The following is a 20913-nucleotide window of genomic DNA, read 5'->3' as shown; positions in this document are numbered from 1 at the left end:
TTGTCTCCTGATTTTTTCTCGCAAGTCTTAATGAAGTGCGGTGTATGAAGTGAGTGTAGTGGGTGGTAAAAAGAAAGAAAATTGGAAGGTTTTGAGCTAGTATTTCAAAAAATTTGAATGAAGGTTGGGCTATGGCGTACGCGGTCACGTTGGAAGCATTGCGCGTTTTGGAGGCGATTCATCAGTTGGGCAGTTTTGCCGCGGCGGCGGAGGCGTTGTTCAAGGTACCGTCGGCATTGACCTATACGGTGAAAAAGCTGGAAGAGGATTTGGGGGTGGCGTTGTTTGACCGATCTCGGCAAAAAGCGGTGCTGACGCCGGCGGGGCATTTGGTGTTGGAGCAAGGTCGCGCGATTTTAGAAGCGGCGATGCGTTTAGAAGATTCGATCAAGCAGTTTGAGTCTGGCTGGGAGCCTAAGCTTAGAATTGCCCGTGATACGGTGCTTTTGGAGTCGCCTTTGATGTCGGTGGTGGGGGAGTTTTTGTCGCAGAGTCGGCCTGTTGAGCTGACGTTGTCAGAAGAGGCGGTTGGCGGTGGTTGGGATGCGTTGCAAGACGATCGGGTCGATTTGGTGATTGGGGCGACGGGGGAGTTGCCAAAAGGTAGTGTGCATATTCGTGCTATTGGTGAGATCGAGTTTGTGTTTGCCGTGTCGCCCACGCATCCGTTGGCTCTGACCGACGGGACTATTACGGCAGCCCAGTTGCGTCAATATCCGGCGATTGTGGTGGCGGACAGTTCAAAAATTTTGCCAGCGCGCAGTAGTGGGGTTTTTGAGAGTCGTCAGGTGCTTAGGGTCGATACTATGCGCAGTAAAATTCAGGCGCAATGTTTGGGCTTGGGGGTGGGGTATTTGCCGAAACATCGTATCGTCGATGAACTGAACTCTGGGCGTTTGGTGTTACGTCAATGTGAGTTACCAAGGCCCAATCAGATGGCGTATTTGGCGTGGCGAAAAGACGAACCTGGGCGAGGTTTGTCGTGGTTTGTTGAGCGTTTGGCGATACAGGATTGGCAGCTTTTGCCGGTGTAATTATGGCGGTTATCTGGTGATCGTCTTGTTTGACGATTTAAAGGGGTGTGTGTGTTTTCTCTTTCTCTTTCGGTTCTTCCGGTCTTTTTGTTGTTGGTGGCGGGAGCCGTGTGTCAGCGTTGGCGTTTTCCTATGGAGGGGTTTTGGCAGGGCGTTGATAAGTTGTCTTATTGGGTGCTGTTTCCGGCTTTGTTGTTTCATAAAACCTCGCAGATAGACTTTTCTAATCCTTTGTTGCCTAAGTACGCTTTTATTTTGTTGTTTGCGTTGTTGGTGACCGCGGTATTTGTGTTTGTTAGCACTTGGTTGATGAAGGTGGTGGCGCCGACGGCGTCGTCTATGCTGCAAGCGGGGGTGCGTTTTAACACGTTTGTGATGTTGGCGTTGGCTGGCAGTGTGTATGGCAACGAAGGGTTGGTGTTGGCGGCGTTGGGGGCGTCGGTGTTGATTCCTTCTATCAATGTTTTTTTGGTGGTGTCCATGACGTTAATGCATGGGCCGTCTTCAGCGGATCGTTCGTCGTCAACCTCCTTACCACGTTTGTTAAGTGGTGCTTTGATTCGCAATCCGTTAATCGTCTCTATCGTGTTGGGTAGTGGCCTGAATTTGCTTGGTTTAACGCCCATTATTTTGCTGTCTGATGTGGTGGGGATGGTGTCTCAGGCGGCGCTGCCATTGGTGTTGTTGGCGGTGGGGGCAAGTGTGCGCTTTGAGACCATTCGGTCTGTTGGGATGACGTTTGTGATGTCGTCGGTGGCGCGGTTTGTGGTGTTTCCTCTGGTGATCGGCCTGATGTGCTGGTGGTTGGAAGTGCGAGGGTTGCCGGCTTTGGTGGCGGTGTTGTTTGGTGTGGTGCCCACAGCGACGTCGGCGTATGCGCTTGCTCGTCAGTTGGGGGGCGATGCCGATAGAATGGCGGCTTATATCACCATGCAAACCTTGCTTTCTGTGGTGACTGTGCCAGTTAGTATTTGGTTAAGTCAGTTGTATTTGGCGTAAGGCTTACGAGTAGGAGGAGTAAAAAAAGCATCTTGTTACCTTTTTTCATATCAATATTGATATGCAGTTTGCTGTAACTTGCATTTGAAAGCGCAGGAAGTGAGTTATATTCTCAATGGCAGAGTATGGCTTGGTTGGTGTCTCCGCTGGGTTGTTCTCAGTACTGATCACAACAAAAATAAAAGGAATCTAGTATGCAATCTCTTTCTACTCGTCATCCGTTACCTTGGCTTAGTGCGTTTAAACGTAAAGCGGTGGTGACGACCTTCTCTGTGTTGCTTCCGGTGTTGTCCGCTTCGGCGATGGCAGCAGATTTAACTCTTGGTTTTTCGCAAATTGGTTCGGAAAGTGGTTGGCGGACTTCTGAGACGGAGTCGATTAAGGCGGAAGCCGAACGCCGTGGCTACGATCTGAAATTCTCTGATGCGCAACAAAAGCAAGAAAACCAAATCAAGGCGGTGCGTTCTTTTATCGCACAGGGTGTTGATGGTATTTTGCTGGCGCCTGTGGTGGAAACGGGCTGGGATCAAGTGTTAAAAGAAGCACAACGGGCTAACATCCCGGTTGTGTTGATTGACCGTGGTGTGGCGGCAGATCCAAGTTTGTACCTAACCAAAGTGGCATCTGACTTTAAAGAAGAGGGCGCGTTGGCGGCTTCTTGGTTGGCAGCACAGACCAATGGTCGTTGTAATATTGTTGAGCTGCAAGGTTCGGTGGGATCGTCTGCGGCGATCGATCGTAAGACAGGGTTTGACTCTGTTATCAGTAACTTCCCAAATATGACCATTATTCGCTCTCAGTCTGGCAACTTTACTCGCGCTGGCGGTAAAGAGGTTATGGAAAGTTTCTTGAAAGCCGAAGGCGGTGCGAAGAATATTTGTGCCCTGTTTGCTCACAATGACGACATGGCATTGGGTGCAATTTTGGCGATGAAAGAAGCGGGTATCAAGCCAAGTAAAGACATTATTGTCGTGTCTATTGATGCGGTGCCAGATATCTTTAAAGCCATGGCCGATGGCGAGGCGAATGCAACTATCGAGTTAAACCCTCATCTTGGTGGTCCTGCCTTTGATGCGATTCTAGCGCATCAAAAAGGAGAAAATGTCGATAAGTGGATCAAGGCAAATGGCCCACTTTACCTTCCAGACACAGCGGCTGCGGAATACGCGAAGCGTAAATAATATCGTGACGTACCTAGGTACTAAAACCTGATAACTCGTTGAAATTTTACGATTTGTTGGAATAGGTCTAGGTACGTTGTGCTCTTGTTGATTTATGTTAGCGAAAACGGAGACCGCGGATCATGTCACATTTAGTCAAGACAACGTCGGTAGTGGAAGAGGCACAAGGTGCCGCTCGTCCTTTACTTGAAATCAATCATTTATCCAAATCATTTACTGGCGTTCAAGCTCTTAACGGCGTGTCTTTGCAGGTTCAATCGGGTGAGATTCGAGCGTTATTGGGTGAGAACGGCGCAGGTAAATCAACGCTGATCAAGGTGCTGACAGGGGTTTATCCACGAGACAGCGGCGAGATTTTTTTAGATGGCCGTTTAATGAACGCATCGGATAGCGGCCATGCTCAGCGTTTGGGGATCAGTACGGTTTATCAAGAGGTGAATCTCATCCCAACCATGTCGGTGATGGAAAACCTCACGCTGCAACATCAAGAAAAAACCTTTGGTCTGATTAGCTGGAAGAAAGCCGAAATCCGCGCCAGAGCCTTATTAGCTCAAGTGGGTTTAGACATAGATCCATTGCGTCAACTGGATACGTATTCGATTGCCATTCAGCAGTTGGTGGCGATTGCGCGGGCGTTAAGTACGCAAGCCAAAATGTTGATTTTAGATGAACCAACCGCCAGTTTGGACAGCGATGAAATCCAGCAGTTGTTTACTCTGATGAGGCGTCTAAAGGCTGAAGGGTTGGGGATTATCTTTGTTACACATTTCTTGGATCAGGTGTATAGCATTACCGATAGCATCACTGTGTTACGCAATGGCGAGTGTGTGGGTACGTTCCAAACAGCTGAGCTGACGCGTTCCGAGCTGGTCAGTCACATGGTGGGGAAATCGTTAGAAGATCTTACGCCAACGGCCCATGATCACTCGATTCAACGAGAGCGTGCCGATTTATTACAGCTTAAAAATGTCGGCAAACAGCGTTACCTGCAGCCGTTGGATTTGCGTATTGCGGCAGGGGAAATTGTGGGGGTGGCAGGCTTGTTAGGTTCTGGCCGTACTGAGTTATGTGAATTGGCATACGGTTCGGTGAAGGCCGATCAAGGCGATGTGACGCTGGGTAAACATTCGCTGACAAAATCATCTTTACGTCGGGCGATTCAAGTGGGCATGGGTTATTGTCCAGAAGATCGTAAGCAAGACGGTATCGTGGCGGAATTGAGTGTCCGAGAAAACATGATTTTGGCTTTGCAAGCGAGCAGAGGTTGGTGGTCGCCCATTTCTATGGCGGAGCAGCAACATTTGGTTGAAGACATGATCCAGCGTTTGGCGATCAAGACATCGGATATGGATAAGCCTATTGGTGAGTTAAGTGGCGGTAATCAGCAAAAAGTGATTCTGGCTCGCTGGTTGATTACGCATCCTGCGTTGTTGATTTTAGACGAACCAACGCGGGGCATTGATATTGGCGCTCATCACGAGATTATTCAAATTATCAAAGAGCTGTGTGAACAGGGCATGGGGTTGCTGGTGGCGTCTTCCGAACTGGAAGAATTGGTGTTGTTTGCCCATCGTGTGGTGGTGATGAAAGACCACCATAAAATAGCCGAACTTCACGGAGAGGATGTGTCTGAACAGGCCATATTGCGTCAAATCGCCAGTTAATGTGTTGTTGAAAGCGTCTGTTGCGCTGGTTCTATTTGTGTCTCAATCAATCTCTTTATTAGTAAGTATTCAAAGTAGTTGTTCCTATGAAAAAGAATCATTTTCTGCATAAGCATCAAAAAACACTCGCGCCCTTATTGTCGCTGGTGCTGATTATTTTGGTTACGGCGTCGGTTACACCGGGGTTTCTGAGCATTCAGGTTGTGGATGGTCATTTGTTTGGCAGTCTGGTGGATATTTTGCACCGCGGTACGCCCACGGCATTGGTGGCCTTAGGTATGGCGGTGGTCATTGGTACGCGTGGTATTGATCTTTCTGTCGGTGCGGTGATCGCGATTTCTGGCGCGGTGACGGCGGTGTTGACGGTGAATACCGATTGGCCTGTTTGGCTGGTGATTATGTGTGCCTTAGGTGTTGGCATGTTGTGTGGATTGTGGAATGGGATTTTGGTGTCGGTGTTTTCCATTCAGCCCATTGTTGCTACGTTAATTTTAATGGTGGCGGGCCGTGGTATTGCACAGATGATTACCGAAGGGCAAATCGTTACCTTCCATTCCGAGGTGTTGGATGCCATTGGTAATGGTTATTTTTTGGCGTTTCCGATTCGGGTGTGGATTGCGATTGGCATGATTGTGTTGACCTTGGTGGTGATGCGGAAAACCGCACTGGGTTTGTTTATTGAAGCGGTTGGGGCGAATGTCAGAGCCAGTCGTTTGGTGGGAATTGAGGCGCGCTTGCTCGTGATGTCGGCGTATGTTTTTTCTGGTCTGTGTGCGGCCTTGAGCGGCATTATTCTAGCGGCTGATATTCGTGGGGCAGACGCCAATAACGCCGGTCTGTGGTTGGAGCTGGATGCGATTTTGGCGGTGGTATTGGCTGGTGCTTCGTTAGCGGGTGGGCGTATTTATTTATTATTGACGATTGTCGGAGTGTTGATTATTCAAACCTTAACCACCGCCATTCTGACCAGTGGCTTGCCAGCGCAATACAATTTGGTGGTTAAAGCGACCATTATTTTGGCTGTTTTGCTGATTCAGTCACCGAAAACGCGGCAATGGGTTTCTGGTTTTTTCCTGAAAAAACAGAAGGTTGTTAAAGGGAGTACCACACCATGATCAATGAACGTAATTTGCCTATTTTAGCGACTTTGCTGGTGTTCATTCTGTTGTATGGTTATGGCGTGTATGAATACAAGGGGTTTCGTGACACCTTGGTGTTTTCCAATCTACTGACGGATAACGCGTTTTTGATCATTACCGCCATTGGCATGACCTTTGTCATTCTCTCTGGGGGCATTGATTTGTCCGTGGGCTCAATGATTGCGTTTGTGGGCGTATTGATGGCGTATCTTATTTCCACGGCTGGTATGCATCCTTTATTTGCCATCGCCATCGCATTATTGGTTGGTGTGGCGTTTGGTACGCTGATGGGGATCATTATTGCGTTTTTCGAGATTCAAGCCTTTATCGTGACCTTGGCGGGGATGTTTTTATTTCGTGGTTTGGCGTATTTGATTAACCTAGATGCGGTGCCCATCAGTCATCCGTTTATTACGGGGTTGTCTGATGTCTATTTACCCTTGCCAGGGCGGGGTGGACTGACTTTTATCGCTATGGCTATGTTGGTGTTATTGGTCATCGGTATCCTCATTGCCCGTCGCACGCGTTTTGGTATGAGTGTTTATGCCTTGGGCGGAGACAGCCATTCGGCGGCTTTGTTGGGGGTGCCAGTAAAAAAGACCATTATTAAGATCTACGCCCTAAGTGGTTTTTACAGTGCTATGTCTGGGGTGATTTTTGCGATTTACACCGGTTCTGCGTACCCGTTAGCGGCGGTTGGGGTGGAGCTGGATGCGATCGCGGCGGTGGTGATTGGTGGAACCTTGTTAACGGGTGGTGTGGGTTATGTGTTTGGTACGTTTTTAGGCGGCATGATTCAAGGCATTATTCAGACGCTAATTACTTTTGATGGCTCGCTAAACAGCTGGTGGACAAAACTGGCGGTGGGTGGTTTGTTACTGTTCTTTATCTTGCTGCAAAAAGGCATTGTGATGTGGGTGAAAAAACGCTCAGCAGCCTAGGGTTTGGTTTTGTAGATACTCTGTTTAAGCGCAAGCTTTTTTATGCTCATCACTGAATAATTTTGAGGAGTCATAGGGTGTGTTTAATTTTAAACACGCCCATATCCCTGTTAACATTTTACGCATAACTGCGCACATGGCTTGTATCTTTTTCTTACCTCGTGCGACTAATGCCTCGTAAAACGCTTTTACATTTGGGTCATGACGTACAGCCGACATGGCAGGCATAAAGAGCGCGCTACGCAAATAAGCATTTCCAGCCTTACTGAGTCTACCTGGACGGTTGAGACTGCTACCAGATTGGTTAAGTCGGACATCCAAACCTGCATAGCGACTAACCTGATTGGCCTTAAGTGTTTCAGGTAAAATAATCAGCTCTCCTAGCATCGCAATAGCAGAGACTTCTCCAATGCCCTTAGCCGCTAGAATATTATTAAATTGCTGTGCTATTTCAGTATCGCTTTTAATCATTTCTAGGGCTGCCATTCGCAAGCGTTGAATACGACTTTCTAGGTACGCAATGCCATCTTGCTCATCATGGATGACTAGATCAGAGGTGTCTTCATAAGATTTCATAGCATGTAAGCGGTTCTTCGCTTTGGTGCAATCATCTGTTAAACGATTGATCTGCCTTGATATATCTCGTATTTTTAATTTATTTTTCTGGGGAGGCGTCCACTTTTCAGGTGCCATTCGTTGTGCATATTCAGCCAGTAAGCCAGCATCAATATTATCAGTTTTGCTGTGTTCTAGTTTTATTTGAGCGAAGTGGTTAAAGCTTTTAGGGTTAATCACACTGATAGGTATGTCGGCATCATGAAGCGCGACAGCTAAATCCAAATAATAGATTCCAGTGGCTTCCATAACGACAGATTGCGGCGCATGTTGTTGCAGGAGAGTAAGTATTTCTGTTCGCCCATTTGGCGTCTGCTCAAAGGTTTTTACTAGACTATTTTTATTGTCATGGCGTATGACAAGGTCAACGGTTTTTGCTGCGATATCAATACCTACAAATGTGCTCATAATTTGCGTACTCGCTAATTTGGTTGGATAATAATTATCGGTTCCCGACCTCGCACTTTTTTACCGCTCAACCTTGTAACGCGAAGTCACTTAAGTGTGCTTCTTGATACTCTTCGAGATGAGTAAATGAGGCGGGAGCCACTCTACACGCGAGGTCAGTACACTGCCTCAAGGTCGCCGCGGCCTCCCGATAATGGTTAAATAATACACCTCAATAACCATTAAATTCATCATACAAGGTCGTGGCTTTAGCCCGACAAGACGTCATGTGTTGTGATGAGCTTTTGTCGGCATAAATGCACGACCTACAGTTTGATCTTGTAGGTCGTGGCTTTAGCCCGACAACACTGGTTTTTTATTTCTGCTTTATTTTGGTGCAAAGCGTGTTGTGAGTGACATTACACAGCGGTCGGGTCTTTGTAGATGTTTTGGTAGCAGTAGTTAGTGGCTTCAACAAAGCCGTCTACACTACCGCAGTCAAAACGTTTGCCTTTGAATTTATAAGCTAATACACAGCCTTCTTTTGCCTGTTGTAGTATGGCGTCAGTGATTTGTACTTCGCCGTTACGACCTGGTGGTGTGTTACGAATTTTGTCGAAAATATCGGGGGTAAGAATGTAGCGGCCGATAATGGCAAGATTCGATGGGGCGTCTTCTTTGGCGGGTTTTTCCACCATGTCAGTAACGCGATATAAGCCTTCCATCATAGATTCACCTTGGATTACGCCGTACTTGTGTACTTCGTCTTCAGGGACTTCTTCGATGGCAACGATGGTGCAACGGAATTGGTTATAAAGTTTAACCATTTGTGCCATGACGCCATCGTCTTCGCCGAAACAAAGGTCGTCTGCTAACACGACGCCAAAGGCTTCGTCACCGATCAGTGGTTCGCCGGTAAGGATGGCATGGCCTAGACCTAACATGTTGTTTTGACGAGTAAAAGAGAAGTTGACGTTATCGATCAGGTAACGAATCTCATCCAAATATTTTTCTTTGCTGGTGCCTGCAATTTGGTGCTCAAGCTCATAGCTGATGTCGAAATGGTCCGCAATGGCACGTTTACCACGACCTGTTACAAAGGTGACGTTGTCCAAACCTGCTTTGACTGCTTCTTCTACGCCGTATTGAACCAAGGGTTTGTTCACAATCGGAAGCATTTCTTTTGGCATGGATTTGGTGGCAGGCAAAAAGCGAGTGCCATAGCCAGCGACAGGGAATAGACATTTGCGAATCATAATTTTTCCTTAAAATGTTGTTGTAAAATGGCGGCCCAAAAAATGGCTGTCCAGAAGTAATGCATGCCAGCCTGTTTCGATAGATGCCTGCATTCCTGCATTATAGAGCATCTCGCGTGACAGCTCGTATCACCTTGGTTAACCGATCTAATACAGGTGAATTAAGTTTGTACCAATGCCAGTAAAGTGGCAAGGCCAGTCGCTTGTTTGGCAGCAAGGATACCAGTTTCTTGCTTTTTATTTTCTGTTTAATTTGAATACTAGGTACTAAAGCACAGACTGTGCCACTCATAACCAATTCAACAAAGCCATGGGAAGACGGGTACCAATGGCTGTGGCTAATGTCTGTTGCTACGTTCAAGCATTCGTTTTGATATCGAGTTCCAGAGTTCATCGTATTCGTCATAAATCAGAGAGGGAGATTTTAGAACCGCTGTAGCGCTAAGGTCACCTTTTAAATGCTCTTCAATGAAGCTTGGTGTGGCGACCAGCTCATAATACATATTGCCAAGAAAAATAGAATCCCCACCTGCGACTGGTGTGCCGATTTGACTGACGCAGGCGACCACTTCGCCGGTTTGTAAGAGAGCGCGAGTTTTAGCTTGATCGGCGGCTTTGATGTGCAGTTTGGTTTTATCTGATGCCGAGAATTGGCAGACAACGTCTGTAAACCAGGTTGCGAGTACATCATTGTTTACCGCGATATTGATAGGTTGTGTGGCCTGTTGACCTTGAATGGCTTCTTGCAAGCCTTCTTCGAGCATGGTGACTTTGTTGAAATGCGCCAGCAGCTGTTCACCAAGCGGCGTGGCAACCACAGGTCTGGCACGAATTAATAGTGGCCGTCCGCATTCTTGCTCCAAACGTTTGATGTTCTGAGACACCGCGGACTGAGTAAGGTGAAGGTATTCAGCGGCTTTATCAAAGCTTTGAAACTTTAGGACAGCGTGAAGGCTGGAGAGTGCTTTATAATCCAACATTAATTTTACTAATGTAATTTAAGTTTAATTAATTTTAATTTAGTCTTTGTCATGTTTAATATCAAGCGCTATCGAGAGTACAGGCAGTAGGGTAACGCGATGTTAGCATTTTTGAGTGGGGCAATTACCGGTGGCGGCTTGATCGTCGCGGTAGGCGCGCAGAATAGTTTTTTATTAGAGCAAGCATTGAAGCGGCATTATGCGTTTCCGATTGCGCTGTTGTTTATCGTAAGTGACGCCATTTCCATTGCCCTTGGTGCGTTTGGCTTGGGCTTGATTTTGCAAAGTCACGATTGGCTTTTAACGGTATCTCGTTGGGCTGGCGTGGCATTCCTGGTGTGGTTTGCCTTGGGGAAATGGCGTGCTTCTTTCCAAGAGGAACATTTGATTCTGAAACAGTACAGTATGCGTCTCGCGTTATGGCCTTTGGTGATGATGGGCTTTGCTGTCACTTGGCTGAATCCGCATTTTTATTTAGACACCATGATCTTAATGGGCAGCTTGGCAAATCAATGGCAAGGGGAAAAATGGGAGTTCGTATTGGGTGGGATAGTGGCGTCCGTATTGTGGTTTCTATCTCTGGCCTTTGTTGGCAAGCTTTGCGCTAAGTGGCTCGAGAAAGCGTCATTCTGGCGCTGGTTTAACCGCGTTAATGCGATTTTAATTTGGAGTATCGCATTAAAAATAGCCACACAACCCTTGTCCTAGTTGAACAAGGGTTGCGTATGATAAAAGTATCAAGTCGCTACAGTTTGATTTCCACTTCGTGGCTTTTCTCTTCATGGTTCGATGAAGAATCGGCTTCGGCAAGCATTTCCGCGGTTGCCACAGAAGACACGGTCAAGGCGACAGGGATTTGATCCCCTTGCTCTTCGATGTTCATGGCAGGTTGGTAGTTGATTCGATACAAGGCCACCAATGCAACACTTAGGTTCATTGCGGCAACAAACCAGAACAAAGCATCAAGACGAACCCAATCCATAAATATGGCCGCCAGCAATGGCCCTGTCATACCGCCAACACCGTTTAGTAGGATAATGCCGCTACTGGCTGACAAGATTTGTTCTGGTCGCAGCTGATCGTTAATGTGCGATGAGGCCAAGGAATACATGGGAAAAGTGAAAGCCCCAATGAAAAACATCCCTACCATCATGACGACCTGACTGTTGAGTGTGCTGCCAAGTGGCACAATAAACGCCGCAATCGCACCAACAATGGCCACCCAAAGAATCGTTACACGTCGATCTTGGCGGTCAGATAATCGCCCAATAGGCCATTGTAAGAGCATCCCCCCAACATAACTGGCACCAATGAACAGGGATATTTGCCCCACATTCATACCGCTCGTCTTAGCGTAAAGCGCCCCTAAGCCTAGCAACGCGCCAGAAGTCACCCCTGCAATGGTTACCCCCGTCACCCCCAAGGGCGCCGTTTTGATTAACCCCATAATATTGAGTTTTTCAGGGATGCTAATCGTCGGAGACGGTGTGCGTACTAATAGCAAAGGCACCAAGGCCAATGAAATTAATACCGATGATAAAATAAATAAGCCATAGCCGCTTGGTGAGGCCAAGTTAAGCAACACTTGTCCAAGTGTCTGGCTCGCCCATAGCTCAATAATATAAATCGAAAACAAACGACCACGGGTTTTATTGGTCGCAATGTCGTTTAACCAGCTTTCCGTTACGATAAACAGCGCGGCATAACACAAGCCAGTACACATCCGCATCAACATCCAGAACCAAGGATTGACAATGACTGACTGCATTAAAATGGTAATGGATGCCAAAGAGGCAACCGCAGCAAACACACGGATGTGACCAACATTCTTGATCCAATTCGGCACCAACAACGAACCGATAATGAAACCTAGATAATAAGCCGACATGATTAACCCCGTTGCCGAGGTATTAAAGGATTCGATAGAGGCCCGAATACCAATCAATGAGCTTTGCAAGGCGCTCGCCATGGTCAAAATGGCAATACCGAAGAGCAGGCTCCAGATCGGAAACAGGGTTTGCTTTAACATGCAGTGTCCTTATTGAGCTGAGCGTGTTTTTAATAAAAATATCTTAATAATCGGGGGTGATCATTATTTGCGCCGACTATACCAAGAGAATCTTTGAATGCAATCAATAATGTCCCTAGTAAAAGATAGCAAAGAAAGCGAGCATTTTCAGAACGTATTATGGCATTTGTGTTATTGGAATTATGGAGATCAATTTTTATGCCAATATATTTACTATAGGATAATTTTATGACAATTAAGTATTCGTCATACAGGTTGCCATGCGAGCAGGTTTCAGCGATAACATAATAAGTAACTATTACTTTTCATTTTGTGAGTACGACTTAGTTTATAGAGCGGTTTATTCCCCGTTTATGAGAGGATCTGAATTATGAAAACCTATCAAGAATGGCAAGCGTTACGATCAAACCTTGTTTTGCCGAATCAAGCGTATATCAATGGGGCGTTTGTGGCCGCGCAGAGTGGCGAGACTTTTGATTGCATTAATCCGACCGATGAGTCTTTATTGGCTCAAGTAGCCAGTTGCGATAGCGCAGATGTCGATTTAGCTGTGACGGCAGCGCAAGCCAGTTTTCGATCTGGTGTGTGGTCTGATATGGCACCAGGAAAGCGCAAGCGAGTGTTGCAAAAATGGGCAGATTTGCTTGAGCATCATCAAGATGAATTGGCGCTGATAGATACTCTAGATATGGGAAAGTCCATCAGTGAGATGGTGAATATTGATGTGCCTGATTCGTTAGACTGTTTACGTTGGTCTGCCGAGTGCATTGATAAATTGTACGGTGAAATTGCCCCCACGAATTCACAAAATCTTGCACTCATCAGTCGTGAGCCATTGGGGGTTGTGGCGATTATTACGCCTTGGAACTATCCTCTAATGATGGTGATGTGGAAAATTGCACCAGCGTTGGCGGCGGGTAACAGTATTATTTTAAAGCCGTCTGAGAAGTCGCCATTAAGTGCATTAAGAATTGCGCAGTTAGCCACGCAGGCTGGTGTACCTGATGGGGTGTTTAATGTGTTACCCGGTTTTGGACATACCGCAGGTAAGGCACTGGCGTTGCATCATGGAGTAGGCACTTTAGCGTTTACCGGTTCTAGTCGTGTGGCGGGCATGTTAATGCAGTACGCGGGTCAATCGAATATGAAACGTGTTTGGTTGGAGGCAGGAGGGAAATCCCCCTGTTTGGTGTTTGATGACTGTAATGACATTAAAGCCGCTGCAAAAGGCGCAGCCACGGCCATTTTTACCAATCAGGGCGAAGTGTGTATCGCCTGTTCGCGTTTGTATGTTCATAGCCGTATTAAAGACGTTTTTATGGCAGAGCTTTTGAATGCGGCCCGTGAGTATGTGCCTGGAGATCCATTAAATCCGAGCACCAAAATGGGGCCGTTGGTAGACAAAAACCAATTTGAAACCGTGTCTCAGTTTATTCAGAGTGCGATAGACGAGGGGGCTAAGCTTGAATTAGGCGGTGTGCCTGAATATCAAACTGGCCAAGGGTTCTTTATGCCACCAACGATTTTTTCACAGGCGAATCACCAGATGCGCTTTGTGCAAGAGGAAATTTTTGGCCCAGTCCTTGCTGTAATGAGCTTTGATACAGAAGAAGAAGCCATTGCATTAGCGAATGATTCTAAATATGGCTTGGGGGCAGCTCTTTGGACGAATGACTTATCGCGGGCGCATCGTGTGAGTAGACGCTTAGAAGCTGGTATGGTGTGGGTCAATACTTGGGGCGATGGCGATACAACGGTGCCTTTTGGTGGTGTCAAAGCCTCTGGAAATGGCCGAGATAAATCGTGGCATGCGTTAGAGAAATATACCGAGATTAAGAATACTTGGATTCGTCTTTGATGTTTAAAGGAGTACTTCATTTATGTCCGCGCCTACTCATGTGAACTCGTATTACGCTGATTCTGCCAACGATAAAGTGCTGCGCCCGAAACTGAGTGGTGAGCAACGTTTTGATGTGTGTGTTATCGGTGCTGGATTTACCGGTATTTCCACGGCTTTGAGCCTCGCCGAAAAAGGTAAAAAGGTGGTGGTTTTGGAAGGTAGCCGTATCGGTTTTGGCGCTTCGGGCCGCAATGGCGGTCAAATTGTGAATAGCTTTAACCGTGATATCGATTACATCACTCAGCATTATGGTGAGGATATTGGTCAAAAAATGGCTGCGATGGCGTTTTCTGGGCAAGCTTTGATTCGTCAGCGTGTTGAGCGATACGGTATCGATTGTGACCTCAAGCCTGGCAATATCTTCGCGGCCTGCAACGCTAAGCAATTTGAGGCGCTAAAAGCTAAAAAAGCACTGTGGGAAGCGAATGGCCATGAGGGATTGACGTTATTATCGGCAACAGGCATTCAAGACCACATCGGTTCAGAACGTTATGTTGGTGGTCTGTTGGACAAACACGGTGGTCATATTCAGCCGTTGAATTTGGTGCTAGGACAAGCGAAAGCGTTTGAATCGTTAGGTGGTGTTATTTATGAAGATTCGAAGGTGGTTCGAATTGAGCACGGAAAGCCGATTAAAGCCATTACCGCAGACGGTGTCGTTATCGCCAATACGCTTGTGGTAGCGGGTAATGCCTATGTGTTTGGTTTGCTTCCTGACGTGGAGAAGAAAGCCATGCCTTGTGGTACTCAAGTGATTGCGACGGAACCGCTCTCTGAGGCATTACAAAAACAACTTTTACCGACAGATCACTGTGTCGAAGATGGTAATTATTTATTGGATTATTACCGTTTGTCCGCAGATGGACGTTTGATTTATGGTGGTGGCACGACCTATGGTGCCCGTGAACCTGCAAAAATAGAAGCCATTATCGGTCGTAAAATGCTCAAAACTTATCCCATGCTCAAGGATGTGAAAATTGAGTTTGCTTGGACGGGGAATTTTTTGTTGACCATGATGCGTATGCCACAAGTTGGGCTGATTGGCGACAATCTTTATTACGCTCAAGGTTACTCTGGCCATGGGGTAACGAACTCGCATTTGATGGGGGAAATTCTGGCGGATGCGATAGAAGGCGATACATCACGTTTTGATGTGTTTGCCAGCATGCCACAATACCCTTTCCCAGGGGGCGTTTTTTACGCGTCCCTTATACCGCCATGGGGGCCATGTATTACAGCCTGAGAGACAAATTAGGTATCTAACATTTTTTCAGCAACTGGTTTTTTTGAATTCTCCCGTTATTTAAAGCGTATTTTTTAGAAGAGTATGTTGTATGTCGGAAATGTATGAAGGGAATAAAGAGTTTGATTTATTTATTGCAGATTTAAACGGCAATCTTCGAGGTAAACGAATCCCGGCAAGTGGGCTTGAAAGTGTCATGACCCAAGGTGTTAAATTGCCTCAATCGGTGATCGGTTTTGACAATTGGGGAGACGATGTTTTAGGTAATGGTTTGGTTTTTGAAACAGGCGATACGGATGGTATTTGTTTACCAGTATACGATGAGCCAACATCTGTGCCTTGGGCTGAGTCGCCCCGTGGACAAGTATTGGCGATGATGCACAATATGGACGGTTCGCCTTTTTATCCTGATCCGCGTCAGACATTGTTGCGTATCGTTGAGCGCTATAAAGCACTAGGGTTAACGCCTGTTGTAGCGACTGAGTTGGAGTTTTATTTGCTGGATGGCGAGTCAGAATTTAAACGTCGCCCAGAGGAACCCATTATCAACGAGGGTAATGGTCGTCGTTTGAGTGAAATTGACTGTTATTCCATTGATGAAATGGATGGCTTAGAAGGTTTTTTTACCGAGGTGCGTGAGGCGTGTGAGGCCCAAGATATTCCTGCTGATACCATTGTGTCTGAATTAGGGCCTGGACAGTTCGAAATTAATATGCAACACACCAATGACGCAGTATTATCCGCCGATCATGCGATACTCTTTAAACGCCTGATTAAAGGCGTAGCCAGACGCAACGATTTAGGGGCGACTTTTATGGCAAAGCCTTATGCCAATAAGAGCGGCAGTGGGATGCATGTCCACTTTAGTTTATTGGATGAGGCCGGTAATAACGTATTTGATAGTGGTGATGAAGACGGTTCGTTGATGATGCGCTATGCGGTCGCAGGTTTATTGAACCATATGTCTGAGTCCATGCTGATATTTGCACCACATATGAATTCTTATCGTCGTTTTCAGAATGGGGCCCATGCGCCAACTTTCGCCAGTTGGGGTTATGAAAATAGGACGGTGGCGGTGCGCATTCCAGACAGTGAATGCGAAGCTCGCCGTATTGAGCATCGAGTGGCTGGAGCGGATGCGAATCCGTATCTTGTGCTCGCGGCGATATTGGGAGCAGCATTACATGGTATTGAGACCAAGATGCTGCCACCTCAGCCGATAGAGGGAGACGCTTATTCGCTCTCTGAGCGTTATGAAGCACTTCCTAATCGTTGGGAAATGGCAACGGAAGCCTTTCAGGACAGCGCATTTATGCGGGAGTATCTTGGAGAAACCTTTGTCAGAGTGTTTACTGCGGTAAAGGAACAAGAGCAGGAAAAAATTTATGGACGTATTTCTGATGTGGAATACGAAGCATATCTATAAAAAGGTTGTAATAGGCTTCGGCCAATTTTATTAGCTGATTGGGAGATCCCTCAATGAAAAAGAAGACACTTGGTTTAATGCTCGCATGCGCAGCTAGTTCTGCAACGGTTTCTGCAGAGCAGGTGGTTAATATATACAACTGGTCTGATTACATGGCGCCAGGTACGTTAGAGCAATTCACTGCCGAGACCGGCATTAAGGTGAATTATGATGTGTATGATAGTAACGAAGCATTAGAAGCCAAAATGATGGCAGGTGGTTCTGGTTACGATGTGGTAATGCCATCGAATTCTTTTTTGAGCGCCAAGTGAAAGCAGGTGTTTACCAGACGATAGACAAGAGTAAGTTGAGTAATGTGGGCAACCTAGATGAGACTTTACTTAAGCAAATCGAAAAACATGATGCGGGTAATCAGCACAATATTCCTTACGCATGGGGAACCATTGGTATTGGCTACAATACGAAAATGATTGAAGAGCGATTAGGCACCACGGAGTTGGATTCTTGGGATGTACTGTTTAACCCAGCTATTGCGGCAAAGCTGAAAGATTGTGGTATTGCTGTATTGGATTCGCCGGCCGAAATTATGTCTATTGTGCATAATTACCGTGGTGTGGATCCTAACTCAGAGGATGGGGATGAATTAACGGCGTCTGCGAAATTAATGTCTGAAGCGCGCCAAAACATCAAATACTTCCACTCTAGTACCTATATTTCCGATTTAGCCAACGGCGAAATCTGTGTGGCGGTAGGTTACAACGGTGACATTCTGCAATCACAAGGGCGTGCAGAAGAAGCCGGTCAAGGTATCGAGATCAATTATTCGATCCCGAAAGAAGGAACCTTGGTATGGTTTGATTTGATGGCTGTGCCAGCAGATGCTCCACACCCAGAAGCCGCGTTGGCGTTTATTGATTATATTTTACGCCCTGAAGTAGCTGCGTCTATCTCTAACTATGTGTATTATGCCGTGCCAAATAAAGCCGCTGAGCCACTGTTAGATGAAGCGATTCTATCAAATAAGGGCATCTATCCTACCCAAGCGGTGAAGGATAAGCTTTATGTGCAAGTGGCTCATACAGCGCGTTTTGATCGTTCTTTAACGCGTGCATGGACTAACATTAAAACAGGTCGTTAATCGACATATCGGCGGAGCTTTCTGGCTCCGCTATTTTTTCGCTCATTTTGATAGGTCGTAGGTTATGTCTGCTTTTCCCAATCCCTCTGTTGTACAGACGAAATCTGTGCCGACGTGGCGTCAACAAGACGCAAAACCTTTTGTGCAAATTGAACAAATTACCAAACAATTTGGTCAGTTTACCGCGGTGAATTCTGTGTCTTTGGATATTTATCGAAATGAGCTATTTTGCTTATTGGGCGGTTCTGGTTCAGGGAAAAGTACCTTATTGCGTATGCTGGCTGGGTTTGAAGAGCCAACATCGGGCCGTATTTTAATCGACGGCGTCGATATGACGGGCATTCCACCTTGGGAGCGTCCAGTCAATATGATGTTCCAGTCTTATGCCTTGTTTCCGCATCTATCGGTCGAAGCCAATGTGGCATTTGGCTTAAAACGTGAGGGTATAAAAAGCCCAGAAGTGAATAGACGGGTGGGCGAAATTTTGGAGATGGTACAACTAGGCCATTTGGCCAAGCGCAAACCTCATATGTTGTCCGGTGGTCAGCGTCAACGTGTGGCTTTGGCTCGAGCCTTGGTAAAACGCCCAAAGTTGTTGCTATTGGATGAACCGTTGGGCGCGCTGGATAAGAAGTTGCGAGAAGAAACGCAGTTCGAATTGATGCGTTTACAAGATGAATTAGGCATTACCTTTGTGGTGGTGACCCATGACCAAGAAGAAGCGATGACCTTGGCAACGCGTATTGGTGTCATGAACAATGGCGAAATAGTTCAGACCGCTGAGCCTCATGAAGTCTATGAATACCCTAAGAGTCGTTTTGTTGCGGAATTTATCGGTAATGTGAATCTTTTTGACGGCGTTGTCGTGGAAGATGAGCGAGACAGTGTGTCGATTCAAAGTCCAGATTTAGACGCCTTGTTGCAAGTGGATCACGGTATTAGCTGTGCGCCCAATCAAGAGGTCAGTGTGGCGATCCGGCCAGAAAAAATTCATATTAGTCGTGAGCCAATGGACATCGAGTTAAACGGTGCGACAGGCATTATTTCTGATGTGGCCTACATGGGAAGCCAATCTGTTTTCAAGGTGCGTCTTGCTTCTGGTAAAGAACTGCGTATCACTCAGCCTAACGTTTCTCGTGAGATGGGTAGCCGTTTAACTTGGGAAGACAATGTGTATCTTTCCTGGGACCCAGATAGCTGCGTGGTATTGATGTCATGATGAGTGAGACAACAATAGACAAGAAAAAACACCGTTTGACTTGGCGCTTGTCTGAGCTTCGCCTCGGACGTGCGGCGGTTATTTTGGTTCCTATGTTGTGGTTGGCGGCGTTTTTCTTTATCCCCTTCTTGGTGGTATTTAAAATATCACTCGCAGAAGCGGTCATTGCCATTCCACCGTATTCGCCGTTATTACAATGGGACTCGAGCAGTGCGTATCTTACTTTTAAGATTAATTTTGGTAATTATCTGTACCTATTCGAGTCGCGTTTCTATTTAGATGCGTATTTAAGTTCGTTAAAAATTGCCGCCATCTCGACGTTTTTTGCTTTGTTGATTGGTTTTCCGATTGCCTATTTGATTGCGCGTAGCGGCCCCACGATGCGGATTACATTACTGGCTCTGGTCATTTTGCCGTTTTGGACGTCCTTCTTATTGCGTGTTTATGCTTGGATGGTACTGCTTAGAAAAGATGGCTTGGTGAATGATGTCTTGATGGTGATAGGTATCATTGATCAACCTTTGCAAATATTGCAGACCGATTTTGCGGTGTATTTGGGTATTGTCTATACCTATTTGCCTTTTATGATTTTGCCTCTTTATACCTCGTTAGAAAAGATGGACCTGAATCTAATCGATGCGGCTCAGGATTTGGGGGCGAAACCGTACCAATCCTTTTTCTTGGTCACTTTGCCGTTGGCGAAGACGGGGATTATTGCGGGTTGTTTACTGGTGTTTATTCCTGCGGTTGGTGAATATGTGATTCCTGCTTTGTTGGGCGGGTCAGATACCCTGATGATTGGCCGTGTGTTATGGGATGAATTCTTCCAAAATCGTGATTGGCCTATGGCGTCGGCTGTTGCCGTGATGATGCTGATTGTCTTGGTGGGACCGATTATGTTTATTCGTAATAGCAATAAGGAGGCCGAATGAAACAGGGCAATTCTTTGACCTTGAAAGTCATGTCTGGTGCGGGCTTTGTGTTTTTGTATGCGCCAATTATTGCCTTGATTGTGTACAGCTTTAATGAGTCTAAATTGGTGACAGTTTGGGGTGGATGGTCATTAAAGTGGTACGTGGAGCTGTTTCGTAATGAACAGATCATGAGCGCGGCGTGGGCCAGTTTAAAAATTGCCTTTATCAGTGCCACACTGGCGTCTGTATTGGGTACTTTAGCGGGCTTTGTTTTGAGTCGAATGCGCAAGTTTGTTGGTAAAGCCATGCTAACGGGTTGGGTGACTGCGCCTCTGGTGATGCCTGAAGTCATTACAGGTTTGTCTCTGTTGCTGTTGTTTGTATCATTGGAAAACATGTTTGGTTGGCCTGCAGGACGTGGCGTCATGACCATAGTGATTGCTCACACGACTTTTTGTTTGGCCTATGTGGCCGTGGTGGTGCAATCTCGCCTGGCAACGTTAGATGAAACCCTAGAAGAAGCGGCCATGGATTTAGGAGCGAAACCGACATCGTTGTTTTTCCTGATCACGTTGCCTTTGATTGCGCCAGCGATAATTTCTGGTTGGTTGCTGTCTTTTACCCTGTCACTGGATGATCTGGTCATTGCCAGCTTTGTGTCGGGTCCGGGTAACAGTACCTTGCCGATGGTGATTTTTTCAAAAGTACGTCTAGGTGTGACACCCGAGGTGAACGCATTGGCAACATTAATGATTGTCGCTGTGTCGATCGCGGTGATTGCTGCGATAGTGATTTTGCACAGACAGAGTCGTTATAACGAGGTCAATAAGTAGTATGCAGCTTTGTAT

At 46.4% G+C, this 20913-nt stretch carries 18 protein-coding genes and 1 pseudogene; 15 read left to right on the top strand and 4 right to left on the bottom strand.

Going from position 1 to position 20913, the window contains the following annotated elements:
• Positions 1-131 precede the first annotated feature (131 nt).
• The 6 genes from AC0L6V_RS12105 to yjfF all read left to right on the top strand — a co-directional run bounded on the left by AC0L6V_RS12105 (position 132) and on the right by yjfF (position 6958).
• Entirely contained in the window at positions 132-1034 is a 903-nt protein-coding gene (locus AC0L6V_RS12105; protein ID WP_265218466.1) for a LysR substrate-binding domain-containing protein, read from the top strand.
• Positions 1035-1085: 51 nt separating this feature from the next.
• On the top strand, positions 1086-2033 hold the full coding sequence (locus AC0L6V_RS12100) for an AEC family transporter (protein WP_111605477.1): 948 nt from the start codon (positions 1086-1088) through the stop codon (positions 2031-2033).
• 194 nt (positions 2034-2227) lie between these two features.
• Positions 2228-3214, top strand: coding sequence for an ABC transporter substrate-binding protein (locus AC0L6V_RS12095; protein ID WP_321160296.1), 987 nt, complete (start codon positions 2228-2230; stop codon positions 3212-3214).
• A gap of 122 nt (positions 3215-3336) precedes the next feature.
• A complete protein-coding gene (locus tag AC0L6V_RS12090; RefSeq protein ID WP_265218467.1) occupies positions 3337-4878 on the top strand; it encodes a sugar ABC transporter ATP-binding protein in 1542 nt (513 codons plus the stop codon).
• Between the two features lie 86 nt (positions 4879-4964).
• On the top strand, positions 4965-5993 hold the full coding sequence (locus AC0L6V_RS12085; RefSeq protein ID WP_265218468.1) for an ABC transporter permease: 1029 nt from the start codon (positions 4965-4967) through the stop codon (positions 5991-5993).
• On the top strand, positions 5990-6958 hold the full coding sequence (gene yjfF, locus AC0L6V_RS12080; protein ID WP_409418584.1) for a galactofuranose ABC transporter, permease protein YjfF: 969 nt from the start codon (positions 5990-5992) through the stop codon (positions 6956-6958). Before AC0L6V_RS12085 ends, yjfF begins: the two co-directional genes overlap by 4 nt.
• 24 nt (positions 6959-6982) lie before the next feature.
• Here the strand turns inward: yjfF and AC0L6V_RS12075 are convergent, their stop codons facing one another.
• The 3 genes from AC0L6V_RS12075 to AC0L6V_RS12065 form a co-directional block, all read right to left on the bottom strand.
• On the bottom strand, positions 6983-7981 hold the full coding sequence (locus tag AC0L6V_RS12075) for an IS110 family RNA-guided transposase (RefSeq protein ID WP_265218470.1): 999 nt from the start codon (positions 7979-7981) through the stop codon (positions 6983-6985).
• A gap of 398 nt (positions 7982-8379) precedes the next feature.
• Positions 8380-9216: a UTP--glucose-1-phosphate uridylyltransferase GalU gene (galU, locus tag AC0L6V_RS12070; protein ID WP_265218471.1), complete on the bottom strand. Its 837-nt coding sequence runs from the start codon at positions 9214-9216 to the stop codon at positions 8380-8382.
• Positions 9217-9554: 338 nt separating this feature from the next.
• A complete protein-coding gene (locus AC0L6V_RS12065) occupies positions 9555-10196 on the bottom strand; it encodes an ArgP/LysG family DNA-binding transcriptional regulator (protein ID WP_418138313.1) in 642 nt (213 codons plus the stop codon).
• 99 nt (positions 10197-10295) lie between these two features.
• Here AC0L6V_RS12065 and AC0L6V_RS12060 point away from each other — a divergent pair, with 99 nt between their 5' ends.
• Complete coding sequence (locus AC0L6V_RS12060) at positions 10296-10904, top strand: LysE/ArgO family amino acid transporter (protein WP_265218474.1); 609 nt, start codon at positions 10296-10298, stop codon at positions 10902-10904.
• 37 nt (positions 10905-10941) lie between these two features.
• On the opposite strand, the gene AC0L6V_RS12055 is transcribed toward AC0L6V_RS12060, so the two are convergent.
• Positions 10942-12225, bottom strand: coding sequence for an MFS transporter (locus AC0L6V_RS12055; protein WP_265218475.1), 1284 nt, complete (start codon positions 12223-12225; stop codon positions 10942-10944).
• 370 nt (positions 12226-12595) lie between these two features.
• Between AC0L6V_RS12055 and AC0L6V_RS12050 the strand changes: the two genes are divergently transcribed.
• The 8 genes and pseudogenes from AC0L6V_RS12050 to AC0L6V_RS12015 all read left to right on the top strand — a co-directional run bounded on the left by AC0L6V_RS12050 (position 12596) and on the right by AC0L6V_RS12015 (position 20898).
• On the top strand, positions 12596-14083 hold the full coding sequence (locus AC0L6V_RS12050; RefSeq protein WP_265218476.1) for an aldehyde dehydrogenase: 1488 nt from the start codon (positions 12596-12598) through the stop codon (positions 14081-14083).
• 22 nt (positions 14084-14105) lie between these two features.
• Positions 14106-15388, top strand: a pseudogene (locus AC0L6V_RS12045) (NAD(P)/FAD-dependent oxidoreductase).
• Positions 15389-15459: 71 nt separating this feature from the next.
• On the top strand, positions 15460-16794 hold the full coding sequence (locus tag AC0L6V_RS12040) for a glutamine synthetase family protein (RefSeq protein ID WP_409418582.1): 1335 nt from the start codon (positions 15460-15462) through the stop codon (positions 16792-16794).
• A 53-nt stretch (positions 16795-16847) separates the two neighbouring features.
• Positions 16848-17105, top strand: coding sequence for a hypothetical protein (locus tag AC0L6V_RS12035; protein WP_418138312.1), 258 nt, complete (start codon positions 16848-16850; stop codon positions 17103-17105).
• Positions 17102-17932, top strand: a complete 831-nt coding sequence (locus tag AC0L6V_RS12030; protein WP_418138311.1) for an extracellular solute-binding protein — start codon at positions 17102-17104, stop codon at positions 17930-17932. Before AC0L6V_RS12035 ends, AC0L6V_RS12030 begins: the two co-directional genes overlap by 4 nt.
• 64 nt (positions 17933-17996) lie before the next feature.
• Positions 17997-19151 carry an ABC transporter ATP-binding protein gene (locus AC0L6V_RS12025; RefSeq protein ID WP_265218479.1) on the top strand — a complete coding sequence of 385 codons (1155 nt, stop codon included), beginning with the start codon at positions 17997-17999 and terminating at the stop codon, positions 19149-19151.
• Positions 19148-20083 (top strand): ABC transporter permease subunit, encoded by a 936-nt coding sequence (locus tag AC0L6V_RS12020; RefSeq protein ID WP_346433234.1) that lies wholly within the window; start codon positions 19148-19150, stop codon positions 20081-20083. Before AC0L6V_RS12025 ends, AC0L6V_RS12020 begins: the two co-directional genes overlap by 4 nt.
• A complete protein-coding gene (locus AC0L6V_RS12015) occupies positions 20080-20898 on the top strand; it encodes an ABC transporter permease subunit (RefSeq protein ID WP_265218480.1) in 819 nt (272 codons plus the stop codon). The genes AC0L6V_RS12020 and AC0L6V_RS12015 overlap by 4 nt, the downstream gene beginning before the upstream one ends.
• The last annotated feature ends 15 nt before the right edge of the window (positions 20899-20913 follow it).

This window comes from Marinomonas sp. G8-14, from assembly GCF_055808935.1.
This window is presented reverse-complemented; position numbering and strand designations above follow the sequence as displayed.

Coding starts and splice junctions, on each gene's coding strand:
- yjfF (WP_409418584.1), top strand. CDS start 5,990: ATGATCAATGAACGTAATTTGCCTATTTTAGCGACTTTGCTGGTGTTC.
- galU (WP_265218471.1), bottom strand. CDS start 9,216: ATGATTCGCAAATGTCTATTCCCTGTCGCTGGCTATGGCACTCGCTTT.
- AC0L6V_RS12090 (WP_265218467.1), top strand. CDS start 3,337: ATGTCACATTTAGTCAAGACAACGTCGGTAGTGGAAGAGGCACAAGGT.
- AC0L6V_RS12025 (WP_265218479.1), top strand. CDS start 17,997: ATGTCTGCTTTTCCCAATCCCTCTGTTGTACAGACGAAATCTGTGCCG.
- AC0L6V_RS12060 (WP_265218474.1), top strand. CDS start 10,296: ATGTTAGCATTTTTGAGTGGGGCAATTACCGGTGGCGGCTTGATCGTC.
- AC0L6V_RS12085 (WP_265218468.1), top strand. CDS start 4,965: ATGAAAAAGAATCATTTTCTGCATAAGCATCAAAAAACACTCGCGCCC.
- AC0L6V_RS12020 (WP_346433234.1), top strand. CDS start 19,148: ATGATGAGTGAGACAACAATAGACAAGAAAAAACACCGTTTGACTTGG.
- AC0L6V_RS12040 (WP_409418582.1), top strand. CDS start 15,460: ATGTCGGAAATGTATGAAGGGAATAAAGAGTTTGATTTATTTATTGCA.
- AC0L6V_RS12105 (WP_265218466.1), top strand. CDS start 132: ATGGCGTACGCGGTCACGTTGGAAGCATTGCGCGTTTTGGAGGCGATT.
- AC0L6V_RS12065 (WP_418138313.1), bottom strand. CDS start 10,196: ATGTTGGATTATAAAGCACTCTCCAGCCTTCACGCTGTCCTAAAGTTT.
- AC0L6V_RS12055 (WP_265218475.1), bottom strand. CDS start 12,225: ATGTTAAAGCAAACCCTGTTTCCGATCTGGAGCCTGCTCTTCGGTATT.
- AC0L6V_RS12050 (WP_265218476.1), top strand. CDS start 12,596: ATGAAAACCTATCAAGAATGGCAAGCGTTACGATCAAACCTTGTTTTG.
- AC0L6V_RS12095 (WP_321160296.1), top strand. CDS start 2,228: ATGCAATCTCTTTCTACTCGTCATCCGTTACCTTGGCTTAGTGCGTTT.
- AC0L6V_RS12015 (WP_265218480.1), top strand. CDS start 20,080: ATGAAACAGGGCAATTCTTTGACCTTGAAAGTCATGTCTGGTGCGGGC.
- AC0L6V_RS12075 (WP_265218470.1), bottom strand. CDS start 7,981: ATGAGCACATTTGTAGGTATTGATATCGCAGCAAAAACCGTTGACCTT.
- AC0L6V_RS12035 (WP_418138312.1), top strand. CDS start 16,848: ATGAAAAAGAAGACACTTGGTTTAATGCTCGCATGCGCAGCTAGTTCT.